This is a genomic window from Companilactobacillus paralimentarius, assembly GCF_963227125.1.
Lineage (GTDB): Bacteria > Bacillota > Bacilli > Lactobacillales > Lactobacillaceae > Companilactobacillus > Companilactobacillus paralimentarius.
Genome location: NZ_OY724131.1, coordinates 823,484 through 843,608 on the forward strand (window position 1 = coordinate 823,484; position 20,125 = coordinate 843,608).

Sequence of the window (20,125 nt, forward strand, 5' to 3'; positions counted from 1 at the left end):
GAGGAGAATTAAATGACGTTAAAAATTGCATTTATTGGATTTGGTAAATCAGCCAATCGCTACCATTTGCCATATTTGAATATTCGAAATGACTTTCAAGTGAAGACGGTTTATACACGTAAGGCAGTTAATGAAGTTTTAGCTAAACCCTATCGTGATAAAGGGGTTAACTTTACTAATGATTTAAATGATATTTTGAATGATCCTGAAATTGATTTAGTAACAATTTGTACTCCAGCTCAAACACATTATCAATTAGCTAAGAATGTAATTGAAGCTAAGAAGTCAGTCATCGTTGAAAAACCATTTGTTGATACTTTGGATCATGCACGGGAATTGATTCAATTAGGTAAAGATAATAATGTTTTGGTTATGCCATATCAAAATCGTCGTTTTGATGGTGACTATTTGGCCGCCAAACAAGTTATTGATCAAGGATTCTTGGGTGATATTGTCGAGGTTGAATCACATATTGATTATTATCGTCCTAATACAGTTAACGGTAAGGAAACAAAAGAGCAAGGCGAATTCTATGGCTTAGGGATTCATTTGATGGATCGTATGGTTGCTATCTTTGGCCGCCCGGATAAGGTTGTTTACGATATCCGTAACACCGAAGTTAGTGATGCTGTGGATAATTATTTCGATGTTGATTTGCATTATGGCACAAAAATGAAGGTTAAGGTCAAAGTAAGTACTGATGTTGCCAAAGAGTATCCTCGTTTTATTGTTCATGGTATGAATGGTTCATTTATCAAGTATGGTGCTGACCAACAGGAAAATGATCTTAAGGCTGGTATTATGCCAGGTACACCTGGATTTGGAGAAGATAGTCCGATGTATTATGGCCTGGCTAAGTATCGTAACGCTAATGGGGATTGGATTGAAAAACAGATTAAGACACCATTAGGAGATTATGGTTTGTATTATGATTCGGTTTATCAAACATTAGTTAATAAGAAGCCAAGATTGGTAACTGATGAAGAAATTTTAACTGATATGGAATTGCTTGAAGCTGGTTTCTATCAACCATCACCATCAGTTTATGATGTTCCAAAACTAAACTTTTAATGTAGGGGATAAAAATGAAGATAGCAATTACTGATAATGAGAAGTTAAAACTGACTTTGGAAGGTGTTCTGGTCGGAGTAATTTCAGGAATTGTTGTAAGTATGTTTAGATGGTCAATAGGTCAATCATTAAAAGTTTTTCAAGGACTTTATGTAACAGCTAGAAGCAATTTAAGTTTATTAATTGGTTTATTGATTGCCATGATTGTTGTGGCAATCTTTGTTGGCTATTTGCTTAAGAAAGAACCCAATATTTCTGGTTCAGGTATTCCTCAAGTTGAAGCTCAATTAGGTGGCGAAATGCATCTAAAGTGGTGGTCAATTTTGTGGCGTAAGTTTGTCGGAGGTATTTTGAGTATCGGTCCTGGCCTTTTTCTAGGACGTGAAGGACCTTCAATTCAATTAGGTTCAGCTATTGGACAAGGTGTTGGTGAATTAACACATGATAATCGTGGTGTAAATCAACGAGTCTTGATAGCTAGTGGAGCAGCAGCTGGTTTAGCAGCAGCATTTAGCGCACCAATTGCAGGTGCAATGTTTGTTTTGGAAGAGGTTTATCACAATTTTTCACCATTAGTTTGGGTAACCTCTTTAGCTAGTGCAGTTAGTGCCAATGTTATTTCACTCTACGTCTTTGGCTTACAACCTGTTTTACAAGTACCATATCAATATAGTTTGCCGATAAAATATTATTGGCATTTAGTTATTTTGGGAATTATTTTAGGACTAATGGGACGACTCTATCAAATTGTTTTGTTAGCAATGCCATCAATTTACGAAAAGACCAGATTACCTCGGTTTATCCATGGTATTATTCCTTTGATCCTAATTATTCCCATTGGAATGGCTGTTCCACAATTTATCGGTGGTGGTAATGGAATTATCATCAATTTAGATAAATACGGAACAAGTCTCTTACTTTTATTAGGATTATTAATTTTGAGATTTGTTTATTCAATGATTTCATATGGATCGGGCCTACCCGGTGGTATTTTTCTGCCTATTTTAAACTTGGGAGCTATTATTGGTGCCATCTATGCAGTAGTGATGAATCAATTAGGTTTGTTACCAATTGCCTTTGAAAGTAATTTGATTATTTTTGCGATGGCCGGTTATTTTGCTTGTATCGGTAAAGCACCATTTACAGCAATTATTCTAGTAACCGAAATGGTTGGTTCCTTGAAGCACTTGATGCCTTTGGCTGTGTTGTCACTGGTGGCATATATTGTGGTGGATCTATTAAATGGAGCACCAATTTATGAATCATTGAAAGAAAGATTGAACTTAAATTCTGACTATTTAAATCGTGTTAGTAAGTTTACTGATCGCTTGGAAGTACCAATTTATGAGGGTAGTTCAATCGATGGTAAATATATACGTGACATTCCATTTCCCAAAGATATTTTGGTTGTTGGGGTTTATCGAGGAGAACGTCAATTGATACCTAATGGCGATACGCTTATCAAAGCGGGAGATAGGATTGTAGTTATGGTAAATGCTGGTCAGAGAGCTAAAATATCACGAAAGTTAAAGAACATGATTAATGGAATTAACTAGAAATTTGACCCATTTTATGTTATTGTTTTAGAAGTGATTTCAGCTTTCAACACCATGAACGGAGGTTTTACAGGTGTATAACGTTATTGAAACAGTGTTGATAATCGTTTCCATTTTGATAATAATTGCCGTCTTAATGCAGCCTACAAAGCAACAAGATGCTTTGAATGCATTATCTGGTGGTGGTGGCGACCTATTCAGCAACCAAAAGAAACGTGGTTTCGAGGCCTTTATGGTTAAGGTTACCTACGTTTTACTAGTATTATTTTTCGTTTGTTCATTGATACTAGTATACTTATCATCTCACTAAGCAATTTATTCCTCCTGAAAGTTACTCAGGAGGTTTTTTGTTATAAGGAGCATTTGTGATATGAAAATTTTAACGCCCCAACCGTTTTATTTTGATAAGGGTTCAAGTGCAGTTCTTCTTTTGCATTCTTTCTCAGGCACGGCTAATGATATGCGATTATTAGGCAGATCTTTGGAACGTAGCGGTTATTCTGCTTATGCTCCAATGTTTGCCGGTCACGGAACTCCTGAGCCATTGGATATTTTAAATCTTGGCGGACCTGATCGTTGGTGGGAACAAACACTTGAAGCAGTGGATTTCTTAAAAGCTCATGGAAAAAAACAAATTTCAGTTTTTGGTTTATCTTTAGGAGCAATTTTTGCTACTAAGGCTTTAGAGGAAATTCCGGAAGTAGTGTCAGGTGGTGTCTTCGGATCGCCACTGTATACAACTAACTTTCAGGAAATTAGAAATGCCTTTATGACCTACGCAAAAAAGGTGTATTCTGTTCAACAGGGCTTAACAGAAGTTGAGATTGATTCTAAAATTAGAGTCGTTGATTCTAAGATAGATTCGATGTTGACGGAGATAAGTAAAGCTACCGCTGGTGTAACTGAAAATTTGGCTGAAATAAATCGACCATATTTTATTGGTCAAGGTACGAGTGATAAATTAGTAAATCCGGATGCCGCAAAAATTGTGGCTCAAAAGGTTGGAACAGCACAGCTGCATTGGTATGATGCAGAACATGTCCTAACCATCAACAGTGCTCACCATGAATTGGAGAGTGCCGTGTTAAACTTTTTAGAAAATAATTGAGGATAGAAATGCCAGATAAAGAAAATAAATTAATTGCAGATATATTAGAGGTTTTCAGAAGTAATCCTGATCGCCGCTATAAGTCTGAACAAATAGAAGATATATTACGAATGCACGGAGCTTCAGCCTTTAAACGTGTTGTTAAAGCTTTGGCTGTTTTGGAGGGCGAAAGTAAAATTAGTCTAACTAATAAAGATGAATTCAAGATGGCTGCACCCGAAACAACTGTTGAAGGTGAATTTAAGGGTAATGATAAGGGATTTGGTTTCGTTCGTTATGATGAAGTAGAACCAGATGCTTTTATTGCTAGAAGTAATACTTTACATGCTGTTAACGGAGACGTTGTGGATGTAAAGATTACTAAGCCATCTAATCCTTGGATCGACAAAGGGCCTGAAGGTGAGGTCACTAAAATTGTAGAAAGATCATTGACAAAAGTTGTTGGTGAATTTCATCCATATAGTGATTCTCAAGTTGAAAAGACTGGTTTCTACGGTTATATTCAAAGTCATGAAAAGAAAATTGCTTCATATATGATTTTCATTTCTGATAAGGGTCTCCATCCACAAATGGGGGATATGGTTCAAGTTTCAATTGATGAATATCCTGATGATAAGCATCCTCAAAGTATGGAAGGAACAGCACTAGAAGTGATTGGTAACAAGAATGATCCCGGTGTCGATATTATGTCGATCGTGGTTGATAATGATATCAATCCTGAATTTCCAAGTGAGGTTCTTAAAGCTGCTGAAGAAATTCCTGACCATGTTTTGGACAGTGAAAAAGAAGGTCGTAAAGACTTAACTGACAATATGGTTATCACTATTGATGGAGATGACTCCAAAGACTTTGATGATGCTGTCGGCGTTGACATGTTACCAAATGGTAATTTCCACTTGGAAGTTCATATTGCTGATGTTACACATTATGTCACGGAGGGTTCACCAATTGATCAAGAAGCTTATGCTCGTGGAACAAGTACTTACTTGGTTGATCGGGTAATTCCAATGTTGCCATTCAGATTGTCTAATGGAATTTGTTCTTTGAATCCTGATGAAGATCGTTTGGCTTTGACATGTGATATGGAAATCAATCACAAGGGTGATATTGTAAAATATGATATTTATCCTAGTGTGATCAGATCTAAGTATCGTATGACATATAACAATGTTAATGAAATTTTGAAGGGTGACGAACTTCTTACTAAAGAATACGCACCATTAGTTCCAATGCTGAAAAACATGGCGGACCTTCATGAAATTTTATTCAACAAGCGTCATGAACGTGGTGCTATCGACTTTGAAGAAACTGAAGCACAAATCATTGTTGACGAAAATGGTAAGCCAATTGATATTAAGTTAAGAGAACGTGGAACATCTGAAAAGATGATCGAATCATTCATGTTAGCTGCCAATGAAACTGTAGCCATGAATTATAATTTGAAACACGTACCATTCTTGTATCGTGTCCATGAAAAACCAGATGATGAAAAGGTTAAGAACTTCTTTGAATTTGTTGCCGCAATGGGTGTACAAGTTCAAGGTAATTTGAAAGAAATTACACCGAAGATGTTCCAAAATGTTTTGTCAAAGGTTGTTGGTACGCCTGAAGAACCAGTTGTCACAATCATGTTATTGCGCAGTATGCAACAAGCTAGATATTCTGACAATCCACTGGGACACTTTGGATTAGCCGCAAAGTATTACACTCACTTTACTTCACCAATCAGACGTTACCCTGATTTGATGGTTCATCGTATGATTCATAGTTATGCTGTTAATGGCTTTACTGATGATGAACAAGCTAAGTGGAAGGAAAAATTACCAGATGTCGCTGAACATACTTCTGGTCGTGAAAGAATTTCTATCAATGCCGAACGTGCAGTCGATGATTTGAAGAAGACTGAATATATGGCTGATCAAGTTGGTAGTGAATTTGACGCTGTTGTTAGTTCTGTAACTAGCTTCGGAATGTTTATCCAATTGGATAATACCGTTGAAGGATTGATTCATATTTCAAATATGAAGGATGACTTCTATGAATATGATGAAAAGAGCATGTCCATGCATGGTCGTGGTACTGGTAAAATCTTTAAGGTTGGACAACCAATCAAAGTTAAATTGATTAGAGCTGATGTTGAGCATCGTCAAATCGATTTTGAACGTGTCCTAACACCTGAAGAGCAAGAACAAGCCGATAAGCGTGAAGCTGAATTTAAGAAGAAACGTTCAATGCAACATGGTCGTGGCCGTGGTGGACATGGACGTCATAATGATAAACGTGGTAACGGTAATAATAGTAATAATCACAACAATAATAACCATAAGAGACGTGGTAAATACGAAAGTCGGTGATGAATGATGAAGAAACATCACACAAAGGCTGCTAATGAGGTAGCTAATAATCGTAAGGCTCGTCATGACTACAATATTTTAGATACATATGAGGCGGGTATTTCTTTGACAGGGACTGAGATTAAATCAGTTCGTGCTAGTAAAATCAATATTAAAGATGGTTTCGTTCAACCCCATAATGGTGAACTTTGGTTAGAAAACGTTAATATCAGTGTATATGATCAAGGAAATCAATTTAATCATGATCCATTGAGAAATCGTAAATTGCTTTTACATAAAAAGGAAATCCGTAAAATAAGCTCAACAGTTCAAGAAAAGGGAATTACTGTAATTCCTTTGAAAGTTTACTTAAAGCATGGTTTTGCTAAAGTATTGATTGGCGTGGCTGAAGGTAAAAGAAAGTACGACAAACGTGAAACAATTAAGAAACGTGATCAAGAAAGAGAAATTCAACGTATTGTTAAGAATGCGTATTAACCTTTCGGTTGATCGCTTTTTTTTTACCCAAATTTTTAAAGTGTTAGAATATGATAAAATTAGTCTATTAATGATTCAATGGGGGATCAAATGAAAAAACTAGTAGGGCTGTTATTTGCTTTTTTAGCGATTTTTCTAGCACTTCAAACTACCACTGATGTAAAAGCTGATAAATTCACAGTGAAAAATTATGACGTCACTGTCGATATCAAAAAAGATGGTAACGCTGATTTAACACAAAAGATTGTTTATGATTTTCAAGGTGATTATCATGGCGTTTATTATAATCAGGATTTAAAGGGGATTAAGGGTGCCAGTGACCCTGTCGTTACTTATAACAATGGGGCTGGAGCTAAGACTCTAGTTAACAATGATTCAAATCAGAATGATACTGTTAAAGTTACTAGAACCGATAATTCAATGGATATGAAAGTTTATCATGCTGTTGATTCAGAGATGGTAACTTATACTTATAAATATCAACTTTATGGAGTGATCACTAATTATTTAGATACAGCTGAACTAAATTGGAAAATTATTGGTAATGGTTGGGATAACGATTTGAATAACATCAAATTAACCTTGAATTTTCCAGAGAAGAAGATTACACAATTACAAGCCTGGACACATGGACCATTAGCGGGACATACAGAAGTGGACAAGAAAAATGGTCAAGTGGTAATGACTTTGGATGAGTTGCCCGCCAATCAATCAGTAGAAAGTCATGTTATTTTTCCCACAACTGTAACTGCTGATAATAAAAATGTGGTGAATAAGAAAGCTAAGGCGAGAATTCTAGCAGCCGAAAAGTCAAAAGCTGAAGCAGCCAATGCTAGACGACAACGAGAAAAAAATTTTTATTGGATAATGATGGCGATTGCCGGAGTAGTTATTGTTATTATTTACCTTTATCAATTTATTAAATTACACAAGAATCCAGGACAGAAGCATCAAATACCAACACCTTTGCATCATTTCTTTGATGAACCGGAATTCATTCCTAGTTTTACCGAAGTAATTTTGGATCGTCAATCCAAGGCTAATAGCAACTCTTTAACGGCTGATTTATTGAATGAAGTTGGCTATCGTCGTATGAAGATTGATAAGATTGGTAAGGACTATCAAATTACGGCTTTGGTTCCGCCAACCAATGAGTTTTTCAAATATTTAATTGAAAAAATTGGTGATGGTAAATCGGTTTGTTTGAAAGATATTCGCAAATTTGCTCGTGGTAATGATGATAAGATGACTAAAAAGTTTGATAAATGGGCTAAAGATGCAGCCAAAGGTCGAGAAAAATATTTAGACTTAAGCAATATGAATTTGGTTGACAGTTTTAAATCTTCGACCATTGCTGTTGATATTGTTTTAGGTATCATGCTGATGATTTCTTTAATTCTCAGTAGTAAAGTTTTACTTAGTAGTGCAATTTTAGTAGTTATTGGCCTTGTAGCTTGGATACCGTATGCGATTATAAAGAAGAAAATTACACCGTATACGGATTTAGGTGAAGAAGAGGTTAACAAGATTAGAGCCTTTAAACGAATGCTAGAGGACATTGATGATATTAAAATGGCCGAGGTTGGGGATATTATTCTTTGGGAACGTTTCTTGCCATATGCAGTTATCTTCGGTGTCTCCGACAAAGTAATTAAGGCTTTAAAAGTTAATTTTGGAGCTGACGTGGTCAATAATTCGGCTATCGCATATTACTATATTGGTAGTAGCAGTTTTCTTAACAGTAATACAGGCTTCCAAACAGCTTTCACAGGAGCAATTTCAGCAGGGGGCTCATCAAGTATCTCAGGTGGATCTGGAGGTTTCTCAGGAGGCTCTTCTGGTGGTTTTGGAGGAGGTTCCGGTGGTGGAGCTTTCTAAAAATATATTGAGATAAAAAAATGGACTGAGAATTTTTTCTCAGTCCATTTTTTATGCAATTAATTAAGCATGACGACGATTAAGATAAGCAATACCAATTAGAAGAACGAATCCTAGAAGACTTGCTAGTAAACCAGATTCAGTACCAGTTTGAGGAAGCTTGTCAGTATTAGATTCTGAAGTAGAACTATTTCCATTATTTGAAGTATCAGGATTCAAAGGATTAGTAATAAGTCCACCTTCATCAGTGTTGCCATTATCTGTATTGGGATGTTCAGGATCAACGATTAAACCATTGTCGTTGTCATCTTTATCATTCTCATCAGGTTTAGAAGTATTACCTTCGTTACCATTGTTACTATCGCCGGGTTCTTGAGTATTACCTTCGTTACCATTGTTGTCGCCAGGTTCAGAAGTATTACCTTCATTACCATTGTTATTATCACCAGGTTCAGTTGTGACAGTCTTAGGGTCTGATGTTTCTAATGTACCAACACCAGTCTCGTTAGAGTTCTCAGTGATAGTAAATGGGATTTTATCAGGATTTAAATCATAACCTTCAGGAGCTTTAGTTTCTAAGAAATAATACTTACCAGGTTTGAGATTATCAATCTTGATAACTCCTAATTCATTTGTTACGGCAATTTCTAGAGCAATACCATCATCACCGTAAAGAGTATATTCAGCACCAGGGACACCAACTGTTAAATCATCACGATCAAATTTTTGAAGAACTGCACTATAGCTATCTTCGCCAACAATTTCTTTTTCATTTTCAACAGAAATCATCTTTGGTGTTAAATTATCTGTACTAATATCAAATTCGACATCTTCACCTTTGAGATAACCCTCAGGAGCTTTAGTTTCAACTAACTTATAGTGTCCAATTGGTAAATTATAGAAATGACCAAGGCCTAGACGATCAGTTGTGATTGTTCCAACAACTTCACCTTTATCATTAACAATATTGAATTCAGCACCAGCTAATTTGTAACCAGTTTCGGCATCAATTTTCTTGATAACGATTGATCCTAATTCCTCTTTTTCGGGCTCGTCAACACCAGTTACTTGAACAGGAGTTGTAGTTTGTCCAGTGACAGTAAATGGAATTTCATTTCCATTCAATTGGTAACCAGTAGGGGCTGTGACTTCTTTGAAATAATAGTCGCCAGCACTAAGGTTAGTTAGTTTGATTTGACCATTTTCGTCGGTCGTCAAATTAGTTTGAACAGGAGTATCTGAACCAACTTTGTAAAGATCATAGACGGCACCTGCTAATGGGGTAGTGTTGTCTTGTTCATTGAACTTGGTTAATGTGACAGCACCAAGTTTGTTACCACTACCATTACCAGAATTAGTTCCACCAGAAACTTTTCCAGAAGCTGTTTCATTAATTTCTTGTGCTTCATTGCCGCTACCAGTAATTCTTCCTGTCATTGTAGCGTCGTTTCTAAAGACTGTTCCATCCGTTACTTTGCTTGGATCAGTAACTTTAGTTTGGAAGGTTATGGCGTACATTTGCTTTCCAGAATTTGGAATAGTTAGATCAAATCCATTTCCAGATTCGTTTAGAGTATAACTACTTGAAGGAACGGTATCTCCACGTTTGTAAGTACCAGTTTCCTTATCTTTCCAAGTGGCTTCTTGAACGACGACGGAGCCAGATACGTATTCTAGATTAGGATCAGTAATAGTATCGTGAGCGCTCATTGTACCGAAGTTTAATTCGTTACGGTTGGCAAGGATAGTCCAAGTAACAATTTCATTACCTTCGGCATCAGTACCAAAGACACCCTTTTTCGAGATGTTTTTGTCACTTGCTTTAGTTTGAAGAATGCTTTGTTGAGTATTTCAATCCTTGATATTAAAATCAACATCGTTTGAACCAACTTGAGCCTTGTTACGATCTACAGTGACCCCAGTGTTGATAGAAAGTGTTCCCTTGACGCTCTCAAGTTCCTCAACATTTTCGTTGAAAGTAACAACAATTTGGTTACTGCTGTTTAAAATTGCAGTACCGATAACTTCGCCATTGTCACCAACAACATTAAATGGAGTATCATTTGGCGTAACGGCTAAAGGGCTTGGCACGTCAATAGTCAAAGTATCACCATTTTCAAGTTTATAACCGGTTGTATCGTACTCATATGTGATTGGTACGGTACTACTCATGCTATAAATCTTATCTTGTTTGTTAATAGAACCACTTGTAATCATATCTGTATTAGTATAATTGTTTGCAGCTTTAACATTATTGGTATTAAAGGTTAGAACTAAAATTATAACAGTCAATCCAGCTATGAGAGCAGTAAAAATATTTCGTAATTTATTCCCCATGTTTCTTCCCCTTTCTTAATTAGTACAGTCCAATTATAGAATGATTAAAGGGAATACGATAGGGCTTAGGGATAAATAATATTTTATTATTAAAAAACGTTATTAATAAGGTGATTATTGCTTGTGATAAATACCACATATGGTGAAATTTCAAAAATGTATACAATATATAGAATTGAAGTGGTATCATAGTGAATGTTGTTTTTTTGCAAATTAACAAATCAAATAAAGAATTAAAAAGCTACGGAGGAGAATAATGATGATCGTATTGAGCGGCGCAATTGGAGCCGGAAAGAGTTCATTGGCGACTATTTTATCAGAACACTTAGGAACTGAGGCTTTCTATGAACAAGTTGATAATAATCCGGTTTTGCCATTGTTTTATAAAGACCCTAAAAAATATGCATTTTTACTACAGATTTACTTTTTGAATAAACGTTTTGATTCAATTAAGAAAGCAATGGTACAAGATAATAATGTTTTGGACCGTTCAATTTACGAAGATTCATTATTCTTCCACATGAATGCTGATATGGGAAGAGCTACTCCTCAAGAAGTAAAAGTTTACGATGAACTTCTAGACAACATGATGCAAGAATTACCATATGCCGCTGCTAAAAAAGCACCTGACTTACTGGTACACTTGGATATTTCATATGACACAATGATTCATCGTATTGAAAAGCGTGGTCGTTCATATGAACAACCAGAACAAGATCCAACTTTACCAGAATATTATCATCAATTGCTTAGTCGTTATGATGGTTGGTATGACGATTATGATTACAGTCCTAAGATGAAGATTGATGGTGACAAATATGATTTTGTTGAAAATCCTGAAGATCGTCAAAAAGTACTTGATCTTATTGATGAACAATTACGCAAACGTGGAACATTAGACTAAATTATTAAGACAAAGCCAATAAGTGGTTTTGTCTTTTTTATTAGCTTGATACCAAGTTAAAAATAAGATAACCTATTAAGAGCAGTTTACACTGATGAACCTGCGGAATTAATTAAAACAGTGGAGGGTTTTATTTTGAGTAATTTAAAAGTAAGAGATATCACACAATTGGCTTTGGTGGCGGCGCTTTATGTAGCAGTGACAATTGCACCTGTTATTTCAGCGTTTTCCTATGGACAAATCCAATTTCGAGTTTCAGAGATCTTGATGTTATTGCCATTTTTTAATCATAAATATAGTTGGTCTTTGATTATTGGATGTTTTATCTCAAATATCTTTAGTGCATCATTAGGGGCATACGACTTAGTTTTAGGAACATTAGCAACGGCAATTGCTTGTTACTTAATTACTAGAGTTCCTGCTAAGACAAAATTTTTGTGGCTAGTACCTGTAATTTGTGCCGTTGTGAATGGTTTGATCGTTGGGGCGGAATTGCATTTTGTCTTGAAATTACCATTTGCTTTGAACTTTGTTACGGTCGGATTGGGCGAATTAGTTGTTGTAGCCATTGGTGCAGTAATTTTCTATTTCTTGATGCAGAATAAAAGTTTTAGTAAATTAATAAAGTAAGGCAGAGATGAGGGAAGTTCTTCCCTCATTTTTTTGTTATAATCTACTTTATAGAGTTTGCAAGGAGATGTGATTTTATGAACATCGGAATTTTTACTGATACGTACTTTCCTCAAGTTAGTGGGGTAGCAACATCAATTCAAACATTGAAGAATGATTTAGAAAGAAAAGGTCATTCTGTTTATATTTTTACGACAACCGATCCTAATGTGCCTAAGAATACAATTGAGCCAAACATCTTTCGTTTAACTAGTGTGCCTTTTATTTCATTTACTGATAGAAGAATTGCCATTCGGGGGATGTTTCATGCAGTCGAATTGGCTAAAGAATTGAAACTCGATATTGTTCATACTCAGACCGAGTTTTCTTTAGGTATGATAGGAAAATTCGTTGCTAAACAATTAAAGATTCCATTTGTTCATACGTATCACACGATGTATGAAGATTATTTGCATTACGTCCTAAATGGTCATTTATTGAAACCATATCATGTTAAACAAATGACAAAGCTATTTTTGAAAAATGCTTCAGGCGTGGTCGCTCCAAGTAAGCAAGTGAAAGAGACTTTGGATCGTTATGGCATTAAAACGCCGATTTCAATTGTGCCAACAGGGGTTGATTTGTCAGAGTATACAAAGCCAGTTAATGCTTCAATAATACGTGAAAAATTGGGTATAGCAGAAGATACACCAGTTATTTTGATGCTTAGTCGAATTGCTTTAGAGAAAAAAATTGACCATATGCTCAAATCCATGCCAGAATTATTAAAATATAATCCTAAGATTATGTTAGTAATCGTTGGTGATGGTCCCGATATGGAAGAGTTAGTTCAAATGAGTAAGGATCTAAAGATTACTGATAATGTTATTTTTACTGGTGAAGTAGCTCATGATGAAATTTCACCATACTATCATATGGCCAATCTTTTCGTATCTTCTAGTGACACGGAATCACAAGGGTTAACTTATATTGAAGCAATCGCTTCAGGTCTAAAAATAGTAGTAAGAAGTGCGCCTTATACTGACGCCTTATTGACTGATCCTTCAGTTGGTGTAACATTCAGTCAAGATGACCAGTTAGTACCTAAGATTAAGACGTATCTCGACCACCCTAGCTCATTTGATGATCGTGAGGCTCGCCAAAAGGTACTGTACGGTATTTCATCAGATGGATTTGGTAACTCAATTCTTGATTTTTATCGTCATGCTGAGGATTACTTCGTCAGAGAGAAACTTTCAGATTCATCAATCGATCCAGAGGAGTATTCTAATGATTAAAATAAATATGTTTTCATCCGCAGATAAAGTTGCAGGCCAAGGTGTAGGTAGTGCCTATATTGAATTGGTTAATTTGCTAAAAGATCGTTTTAGTGATGAATTTGATATTAAGATAAATGACTACCATCGTAGTGATTTAAGCCATTATCATACAATTGACCCACAGTTCTACTTATCTACATTTTCTAAAAAAAGAGGTCGCAAAATAGGATACGTACATTTTCTTCCAGAAACATTGGAGGGGAGTATCAAATTACCTCAACCGGCACGTGGTATTTTTTATAATTATGTAATTAGTTTTTACAAGCGCATGGATCAGATCGTGGTTGTTAATCCAACTTTTATTGATAAGTTGGTAGCACATGGTTTGGATCGTAAGAAGATCAAATATATCCCTAATTTCGTTTCAACCGATAACTTTTACGAGAAGAGTGCTGAGGAAAAGGCCGCTTTCCGTAAAAAGATTGGTGTTCCAGAAGATAAATTTGTTGTTTTTGGTGATGGACAAGTTCAAGAACGTAAGGGAATCGATGATTTTTATAAACTAGCACAAGTTAACCCAGATATTCAGTTCATTTGGGCGGGTGGTTTTTCATTTGGTAAGATCACCGATGGTTATGACCGTTATAAAGATATGATTGATAATGCGCCTAAGAACATGACCTTCACAGGAATAGTTGATCGTAATGATTTGGTTAACTATTATAATATTTGTGATTTATTCTTGTTACCTTCATACGATGAATTGTTCCCAATGTCAGTTCTAGAAGCCTTCAGTTGTGGAGCACCAGTATTATTGAGAGATTTGGAATTATATCGTGCTATCATTGATGGCTATTATCAAAAAGCTGATGGTTTTTCAGATATGAATGCTTTTATTAATCATGCCAATCAAGATCGTTCAATTTTGGAAGATTTCAAGAAAAAATCTAAAAAAGCTGCCAACCAATACTCAGAAGATAATTTGAGTAAAATTTGGTATGACTTTTATACAGAACAATATAATATTGCTAAACAGGATAAATAATGAGTAGAAAACATATAGCAGCAATTTTTGTGATGTTGGGATTAGGAGTTGGTATCTTTTGGTGGGAAGCTAGAAATATTAACTTTAACTCCTTAGTTTCAACGTTTAAGAGTTTAAATTATTTTTGGCTTGCAGTGGCATTTTTATCAATTCTATTGTCGTATGGCGTCGAGGCGATGGTGTTACATACGTTATTAAAGAAAAAAGAAGATCGTAAGTTTGGCTGGTGGGAGATGTATCGTATCCCTTTGCTCCAAGCACTTTTTAATGCCATTACGCCTTTTTCTTCGGGTGGACAACCTGCACAATTACTTGGTTTAATGCAGTCAAAGATCGATGGTGGTCGTGCAAGTTCAGTCTTATTGATGAAATTTGTCATTTACCAAGCAATGGTGTTAGTTAATTTTATTGTGGCCATGTTAGTAAGTTTTAATAGTGTTGCTAAGCATTTTTCTGGATTAGCAACTTTGATTGTTTTTGGAATGGTAATCCATGTTGTGACGATTTCGTTCTTGCTAATGATCATGTATTACTATGATTTTACAAAAAAAATGGTACAAATTATTTTGAAACCGGTTTTATTTTTTCTAAAAGAAGAAAAACGTGATAGAATTTTACAGTCAGCTATAAACAGTATTGATAGTTTTTACAAAGAAAGTTTGGTTTTAAAGCAGGAGAAGAAAAAAGTGGTCAAAGCATCACTTTTAACAATCGTGCAATTATTCCTATACTACTTTGTGGTTTATTTTGTTTTATTGGCTTTGAATTGTGACCACGTAAATATAATCGATGTATTAGTTATGCATATTATGATTGTTATGATTGTCTCGATCTTTCCAATTCCTGGTGGATCAGGTGGGGCAGAATTCAGTTTCAAAACATTGTTTGCTGGATTTATACCTTCTTCGTCAGGTTTGATCTTAGGTATGTTTTTATGGAGATTTATTACGTATTATTTGGGGATGTTCTTAGGGATTATCGCAGTTTCAAAGAAACCAAAAATTGAACAACAAGTTGCTAATAAATCTATGGAGCGAAAACAATGAAGCGTATTACTAAAGGTATTTCCAATTTTTTAAACACTAGGCTAGGATTTGTACTTCTAGCTGTGTTTTTATATACTCTGAAAACGATCTATGCTTATACGACTAAGTTTAACTTAGGTGTAAAAGGATCAATTCAGACATTTTTGATGATCATCAATCCAATTCCAATTATGTTATTGTTGTTTGGAATTGCTTTATACATGAAGGGAAGAAAGTCGTATATCTTTCTTCTGATTATTGATTTCTTGGACTCAGTTTGGTTATTCTCAAACATTCTGTACTATCGTGAATTTTCAGATTTTCTAACAATGGTGCTTATCAAGGGCTCTGGTTCTGTAACCAATAATCTTGGTAAGAGTATTATGGGGATTTTGAAACCAACTGATTTTCTGGTTTTTCTTGATGTTATTGTCTTGATATTATTATTGGCTTTCCATGTTATAAAAATGGATGTCAAACGTCTTAATTGGCGTATTCCAGTTTTGATTAGTTCATTAGCCGTATTGCTGTTTGGTGCTAATTTGACTTTGGCTGAAAGTGATCGTTCACAGTTATTAACAAGAACTTTCGACAATAATTATATTGTTAAGTATCTAGGCCTTAATGTTTTTAACATCTATGATTTGGTTAAGACGACAAAAACGAATGCTGTTAAGTCACAAGCAAAGAGTTCCGATATTGATTCAATTGAAAAATACATGAAGGATAATTATGTTCAGCCTAATGTTGAATACTCAGGTGTTGCTAAGGGTAAGAACGTCTTTATTATTCATTTGGAAAGTTTGCAACAATTCATGATTGACTATAAGTGGGATGGCGAAGAAGTAACGCCAAATCTTAATAAGATTTATCATGAAAATGATACGTTGAGTTTTGATAATTTCTTTAATCAAGTTGGACAAGGTAAGACGGCTGATGCTGAATTGATGCTTGAAAATTCACTCTTTGGTTTACCAGAAGGGTCAGCTATGGTTACTGATGGTACAACTAATACTTTCCAAGCAGCGCCTGCAATCTTGGATCAAGATGGTTATACTACAGCTTCATTCCATGGGGATGTTCCAAGTTTCTGGAATCGTGATAATGCTTATAAGTCATGGGGCTATGATTACTTCTTTAGTTCTAATTACTATAAGCAAAAGAAGAGTTACAATGTTGGTTATGGTATGAAAGATAAGATCTTCCTTAAAGATTCCACACAGTATATTGAACAATTGCCACAACCCTTCTATGCTAAGTTGATTACAGTTACAAACCATTATCCATATACTTTGGATAAGAAGAATCAAAGTATTTCTAAGACTGATACCGGGGATAAGACCGTGGACGGTTATGTTCAAACGGCTAGATACTTGGATGAGTCTATTGGTGAATTCATGGATTGGTTAAAAGCTACAGGTTTAGATAAGAAGAGTATGGTTGTTCTTTATGGTGACCACTATGGTATTTCTGATAACCATAAAAAAGCTATGGCTAAACTTACAGGTATTAAAGGATTTAATGATTTTAATAATGCTCAGTACCAACGTGTTCCATTTATGATTCACATGGATGGATTAAAGGGTGGTATTAACCATACCTACGGTGGTGAAATTGATGTTTTACCAACACTCTTGAATCTTTTAGGTGTTGATAATAAGAACATGATTCAATTTGGTAGTGACTTGTTATCAAGTGAACATTCACAAGTTGTGGCCTTTAGAAATGGTGACTTTGTTTCGCCAACGGTCACAAAGGTTGGAAGTACTTACTACAATACTAAGACTGGTAAAGTAGATAAGAAGATCTCGAAGACTGAGAAAGAAAAACTGTCTAATAAGGTAACAACAGAATTATCTCTATCTGATAGAGTTATTAATGGGGATCTTTTAAGATTCCACAAGCTACCTGGATTTGAAACTGTTAATAAGAAAAATTACTCCTATAAGAAGAGTACTGCTTTGAAGAAATTAAAGGCAGCAGAGAAGAAGAAGGGTACTAGTTTAATCGAACAGAACGATAATAAGTCGATGGTTGACTTGTATCAAACTGATGCACCAGAATTAAGTAAGTAGTAAAAAAGCGTTAGAGGACAGCAAAATGTCTTCTAGCGCTTTTTGTTTGGCTTGAAAGTGGGTATAATCAATGTTTAAAGAGATTTAATTGACCGAGTAAATATTTTTTGAAAAAATACAACTTTTTTGTAAAAAAGGGTTGCAACTCTCTTATTCGATTGGTAATATATATCTTGTTGTTGCGACAGAGCAATGGCATCAACGCTTTCAAGCTTAATTGCTTCTCCGTTGATTCCAAATTATTTTAAAGAAGTCCTTGACATGTTCTTGTTACTTCGATATGATAATTAAGTTGTCTGTTAGATGACTCCTAACTGTTTATCAATTCGTTGATAATTAGTTAGAAAAAATTATTTTAAAAAGTTCTTGACAAGTTATTGTCTCTTTGATAGAATAATTAAGTCACTGATGAGCGTAAGCGCTTAATCAGCTGGTAGACCTTTGAAAACTGAACAAAGTTTTAACACTAAAATTGTGTAGGCCAACATTTATTTGTTGGATTTACAACGAAGTCAATTCGCTAGTATTTTTATTTATGAGTCACAAACTTTTAATATGAGAGTTTGATCCTGGCTCAGGACGAACGCTGGCGGCATGCCTAATACATGCAAGTCGAACGAACCATCCTGATGATTGAAGCTTGCTTCATGATTCAGACCTTGGTGAGTGGCGGACGGGTGAGTAACACGTGGGTAACCTGCCCAGAAGTGGGGGATAACATTTGGAAACAAGTGCTAATACCGCATAACAACTTAGATCACATGATCTTTGTTTAAAAGATGGTTTTGCTATCTCTTCTGGATGGACCCGCGGCGTATTAGCTAGTTGGTGAGGTAATAGCTCACCAAGGCGATGATACGTAGCCGACCTGAGAGGGTAATCGGCCACATTGGGACTGAGACACGGCCCAAACTCCTACGGGAGGCAGCAGTAGGGAATCTTCCACAATGGACGAAAGTCTGATGGAGCAATGCCGCGTGAGTGAAGAAGGTTTTCGGATCGTAAAACTCTGTTGTTGAAGAAGAACATATGTGAGAGTAACTGTTCACGTACTGACGGTATTCAACCAGAAAGCCACGGCTAACTACGTGCCAGCAGCCGCGGTAATACGTAGGTGGCAAGCGTTGTCCGGATTTATTGGGCGTAAAGAGAATGTAGGCGGTTTATTAAGTTTGAAGTGAAAGCCCTCGGCTCAACCGAGGAAGTGCTTCGAAAACTGGTAAACTTGAGTGCAGAAGAGGAAAGTGGAACTCCATGTGTAGCGGTGGAATGCGTAGATATATGGAAGAACACCAGTGGCGAAGGCGGCTTTCTGGTCTGTAACTGACGCTGAGATTCGAAAGCATGGGTAGCAAACAGGATTAGATACCCTGGTAGTCCATGCCGTAAACGATGAGTGCTAAGTGTTGGAGGGTTTCCGCCCTTCAGTGCTGCAGCTAACGCATTAAGCACTCCGCCTGGGGAGTACGATCGCAAGATTGAAACTCAAAGGAATTGACGGGGGCCCGCACAAGCGGTGGAGCATGTGGTTTAATTCGAAGCAACGCGAAGAACCTTACCAGGTCTTGACATACCATGAAAAGCTTAGAGATAAGTCTTTCCCTTCGGGGACATGGATACAGGTGGTGCATGGTTGTCGTCAGCTCGTGTCGTGAGATGTTGGGTTAAGTCCCGCAACGAGCGCAACCCTTATTATCAGTTGCCAGCATTCAGTTGGGCACTCTGGTGAGACTGCCGGTGATAAACCGGAGGAAGGTGGGGACGACGTCAAATCATCATGCCCCTTATGACCTGGGCTACACACGTGCTACAATGGTCGGTACAACGTGCTGCGAACTCGCGAGGGCAAGCAAATCACTTAAAACCGATCTCAGTTCGGATTGTAGGCTGCAACTCGCCTACATGAAGCTGGAATCGCTAGTAATCGCGGATCAGCATGCCGCGGTGAATACGTTCCCGGGCCTTGTACACACCGCCCGTCACACCATGAGAGTTTGTAACACCCAAAGTCGGTGGGGTAACCCTTCGGGGAACTAGCCGCCTAAGGTGGGACAAATGATTAGGGTGAAGTCGTAACAAGGTAGCCGTAGGAGAACCTGCGGCTGGATCACCTCCTTTCTAAGGATATGGTACTTTGGTACCAACGGAAATACACAATTGTTAAAACTTTGTTTAGTTTTGAGGGGTCTACCTGGCGCTTTCGGGCCTATAGCTCAGCTGGTTTAGAGCGCACGCCTGATAAGCGTGAGGTCGATGGTTCAAGTCCATTTAGGCCCATTTTCTCTGTTATAATTGAATAAGTACTATGGGGGTTTAGCTCAGCTGGGAGAGCACCTGCTTTGCAAGCAGGAGGTCATCGGTTCGATCCCGTTAACCTCCATTGACAGAGATGTCATACTCGTACCT

At 36.5% G+C, this 20,125-nt stretch carries 15 protein-coding genes, 2 tRNA genes and 1 rRNA gene; 16 read left to right on the forward strand and 2 right to left on the reverse strand.

What is annotated here, in order from left to right; all coding sequences use genetic code 11:
- Nucleotides 1-12: 12 nt before the first annotated feature.
- The 7 genes from ACI6PB_RS03835 to ACI6PB_RS03865 all read left to right on the forward strand — a co-directional run bounded on the left by ACI6PB_RS03835 (nt 13) and on the right by ACI6PB_RS03865 (nt 8,444).
- Nucleotides 13-1,071, forward strand: coding sequence for an oxidoreductase (locus tag ACI6PB_RS03835; RefSeq protein ID WP_309511139.1), 1,059 nt, complete (start codon nt 13-15; stop codon nt 1,069-1,071).
- 14 nt (nt 1,072-1,085) lie between these two features.
- Nucleotides 1,086-2,627, forward strand: coding sequence for a ClC family H(+)/Cl(-) exchange transporter (locus ACI6PB_RS03840; RefSeq protein ID WP_025085071.1), 1,542 nt, complete (start codon nt 1,086-1,088; stop codon nt 2,625-2,627).
- A 73-nt stretch (nt 2,628-2,700) separates the two neighbouring features.
- Nucleotides 2,701-2,937: a preprotein translocase subunit SecG gene (secG, locus tag ACI6PB_RS03845; RefSeq protein ID WP_025085070.1), complete on the forward strand. Its 237-nt coding sequence runs from the start codon at nt 2,701-2,703 to the stop codon at nt 2,935-2,937.
- Nucleotides 2,938-2,997: 60 nt separating this feature from the next.
- Entirely contained in the window at nt 2,998-3,735 is a 738-nt protein-coding gene (locus tag ACI6PB_RS03850) for a carboxylesterase (RefSeq protein ID WP_025085069.1), read from the forward strand.
- Between the two features lie 8 nt (nt 3,736-3,743).
- Complete coding sequence (gene rnr / locus ACI6PB_RS03855; RefSeq protein WP_025085068.1) at nt 3,744-6,089, forward strand: ribonuclease R; 2,346 nt, start codon at nt 3,744-3,746, stop codon at nt 6,087-6,089.
- Between the two features lie 6 nt (nt 6,090-6,095).
- Entirely contained in the window at nt 6,096-6,566 is a 471-nt protein-coding gene (gene smpB / locus ACI6PB_RS03860) for an SsrA-binding protein SmpB (protein WP_025085067.1), read from the forward strand.
- A 90-nt stretch (nt 6,567-6,656) separates the two neighbouring features.
- Complete coding sequence (locus ACI6PB_RS03865; RefSeq protein WP_404327791.1) at nt 6,657-8,444, forward strand: DUF2207 domain-containing protein; 1,788 nt, start codon at nt 6,657-6,659, stop codon at nt 8,442-8,444.
- Nucleotides 8,445-8,507: 63 nt separating this feature from the next.
- On the opposite strand, the gene ACI6PB_RS03870 is transcribed toward ACI6PB_RS03865, so the two are convergent.
- Together ACI6PB_RS03870 and ACI6PB_RS03875 are read right to left on the reverse strand one after the other, a co-directional pair.
- A complete protein-coding gene (locus ACI6PB_RS03870) occupies nt 8,508-10,280 on the reverse strand; it encodes a SpaA isopeptide-forming pilin-related protein (protein ID WP_404327961.1) in 1,773 nt (590 codons plus the stop codon).
- Between the two features lie 15 nt (nt 10,281-10,295).
- Nucleotides 10,296-10,781, reverse strand: coding sequence for an Ig-like domain-containing protein (locus ACI6PB_RS03875; RefSeq protein WP_404327792.1), 486 nt, complete (start codon nt 10,779-10,781; stop codon nt 10,296-10,298).
- 259 nt (nt 10,782-11,040) lie between these two features.
- On the opposite strand from ACI6PB_RS03875, the gene ACI6PB_RS03880 reads away from it, so the two are divergent.
- The 9 genes from ACI6PB_RS03880 (at nt 11,041) to ACI6PB_RS03920 (ending at nt 20,099) form a co-directional block, all read left to right on the forward strand.
- The gene (locus tag ACI6PB_RS03880) at nt 11,041-11,685 is read left to right on the forward strand and encodes a deoxynucleoside kinase (RefSeq protein ID WP_034544351.1); all 645 of its coding nucleotides are present in this window, start codon (nt 11,041-11,043) and stop codon (nt 11,683-11,685) included.
- A 135-nt stretch (nt 11,686-11,820) separates the two neighbouring features.
- Nucleotides 11,821-12,315, forward strand: coding sequence for a QueT transporter family protein (locus ACI6PB_RS03885; protein WP_025085902.1), 495 nt, complete (start codon nt 11,821-11,823; stop codon nt 12,313-12,315).
- A gap of 77 nt (nt 12,316-12,392) precedes the next feature.
- Nucleotides 12,393-13,592 carry a glycosyltransferase family 4 protein gene (locus ACI6PB_RS03890; protein ID WP_025085903.1) on the forward strand — a complete coding sequence of 400 codons (1,200 nt, stop codon included), beginning with the start codon at nt 12,393-12,395 and terminating at the stop codon, nt 13,590-13,592.
- Nucleotides 13,585-14,619: a glycosyltransferase family 4 protein gene (locus tag ACI6PB_RS03895; protein WP_025085904.1), complete on the forward strand. Its 1,035-nt coding sequence runs from the start codon at nt 13,585-13,587 to the stop codon at nt 14,617-14,619. Before ACI6PB_RS03890 ends, ACI6PB_RS03895 begins: the two co-directional genes overlap by 8 nt.
- Nucleotides 14,619-15,665 carry a lysylphosphatidylglycerol synthase transmembrane domain-containing protein gene (locus tag ACI6PB_RS03900; RefSeq protein ID WP_309511137.1) on the forward strand — a complete coding sequence of 349 codons (1,047 nt, stop codon included), beginning with the start codon at nt 14,619-14,621 and terminating at the stop codon, nt 15,663-15,665. The genes ACI6PB_RS03895 and ACI6PB_RS03900 overlap by 1 nt, the downstream gene beginning before the upstream one ends.
- The gene (locus ACI6PB_RS03905) at nt 15,662-17,719 is read left to right on the forward strand and encodes an LTA synthase family protein (protein ID WP_025085906.1); all 2,058 of its coding nucleotides are present in this window, start codon (nt 15,662-15,664) and stop codon (nt 17,717-17,719) included. Before ACI6PB_RS03900 ends, ACI6PB_RS03905 begins: the two co-directional genes overlap by 4 nt.
- A 551-nt stretch (nt 17,720-18,270) precedes the next feature.
- Nucleotides 18,271-19,837 (forward strand): 16S ribosomal RNA (locus tag ACI6PB_RS03910).
- A gap of 84 nt (nt 19,838-19,921) precedes the next feature.
- Nucleotides 19,922-19,996, forward strand: a tRNA-Ile gene (locus ACI6PB_RS03915).
- 30 nt (nt 19,997-20,026) lie between these two features.
- Nucleotides 20,027-20,099 (forward strand) — tRNA-Ala (locus ACI6PB_RS03920).
- Nucleotides 20,100-20,125: the final 26 nt, after the last annotated feature.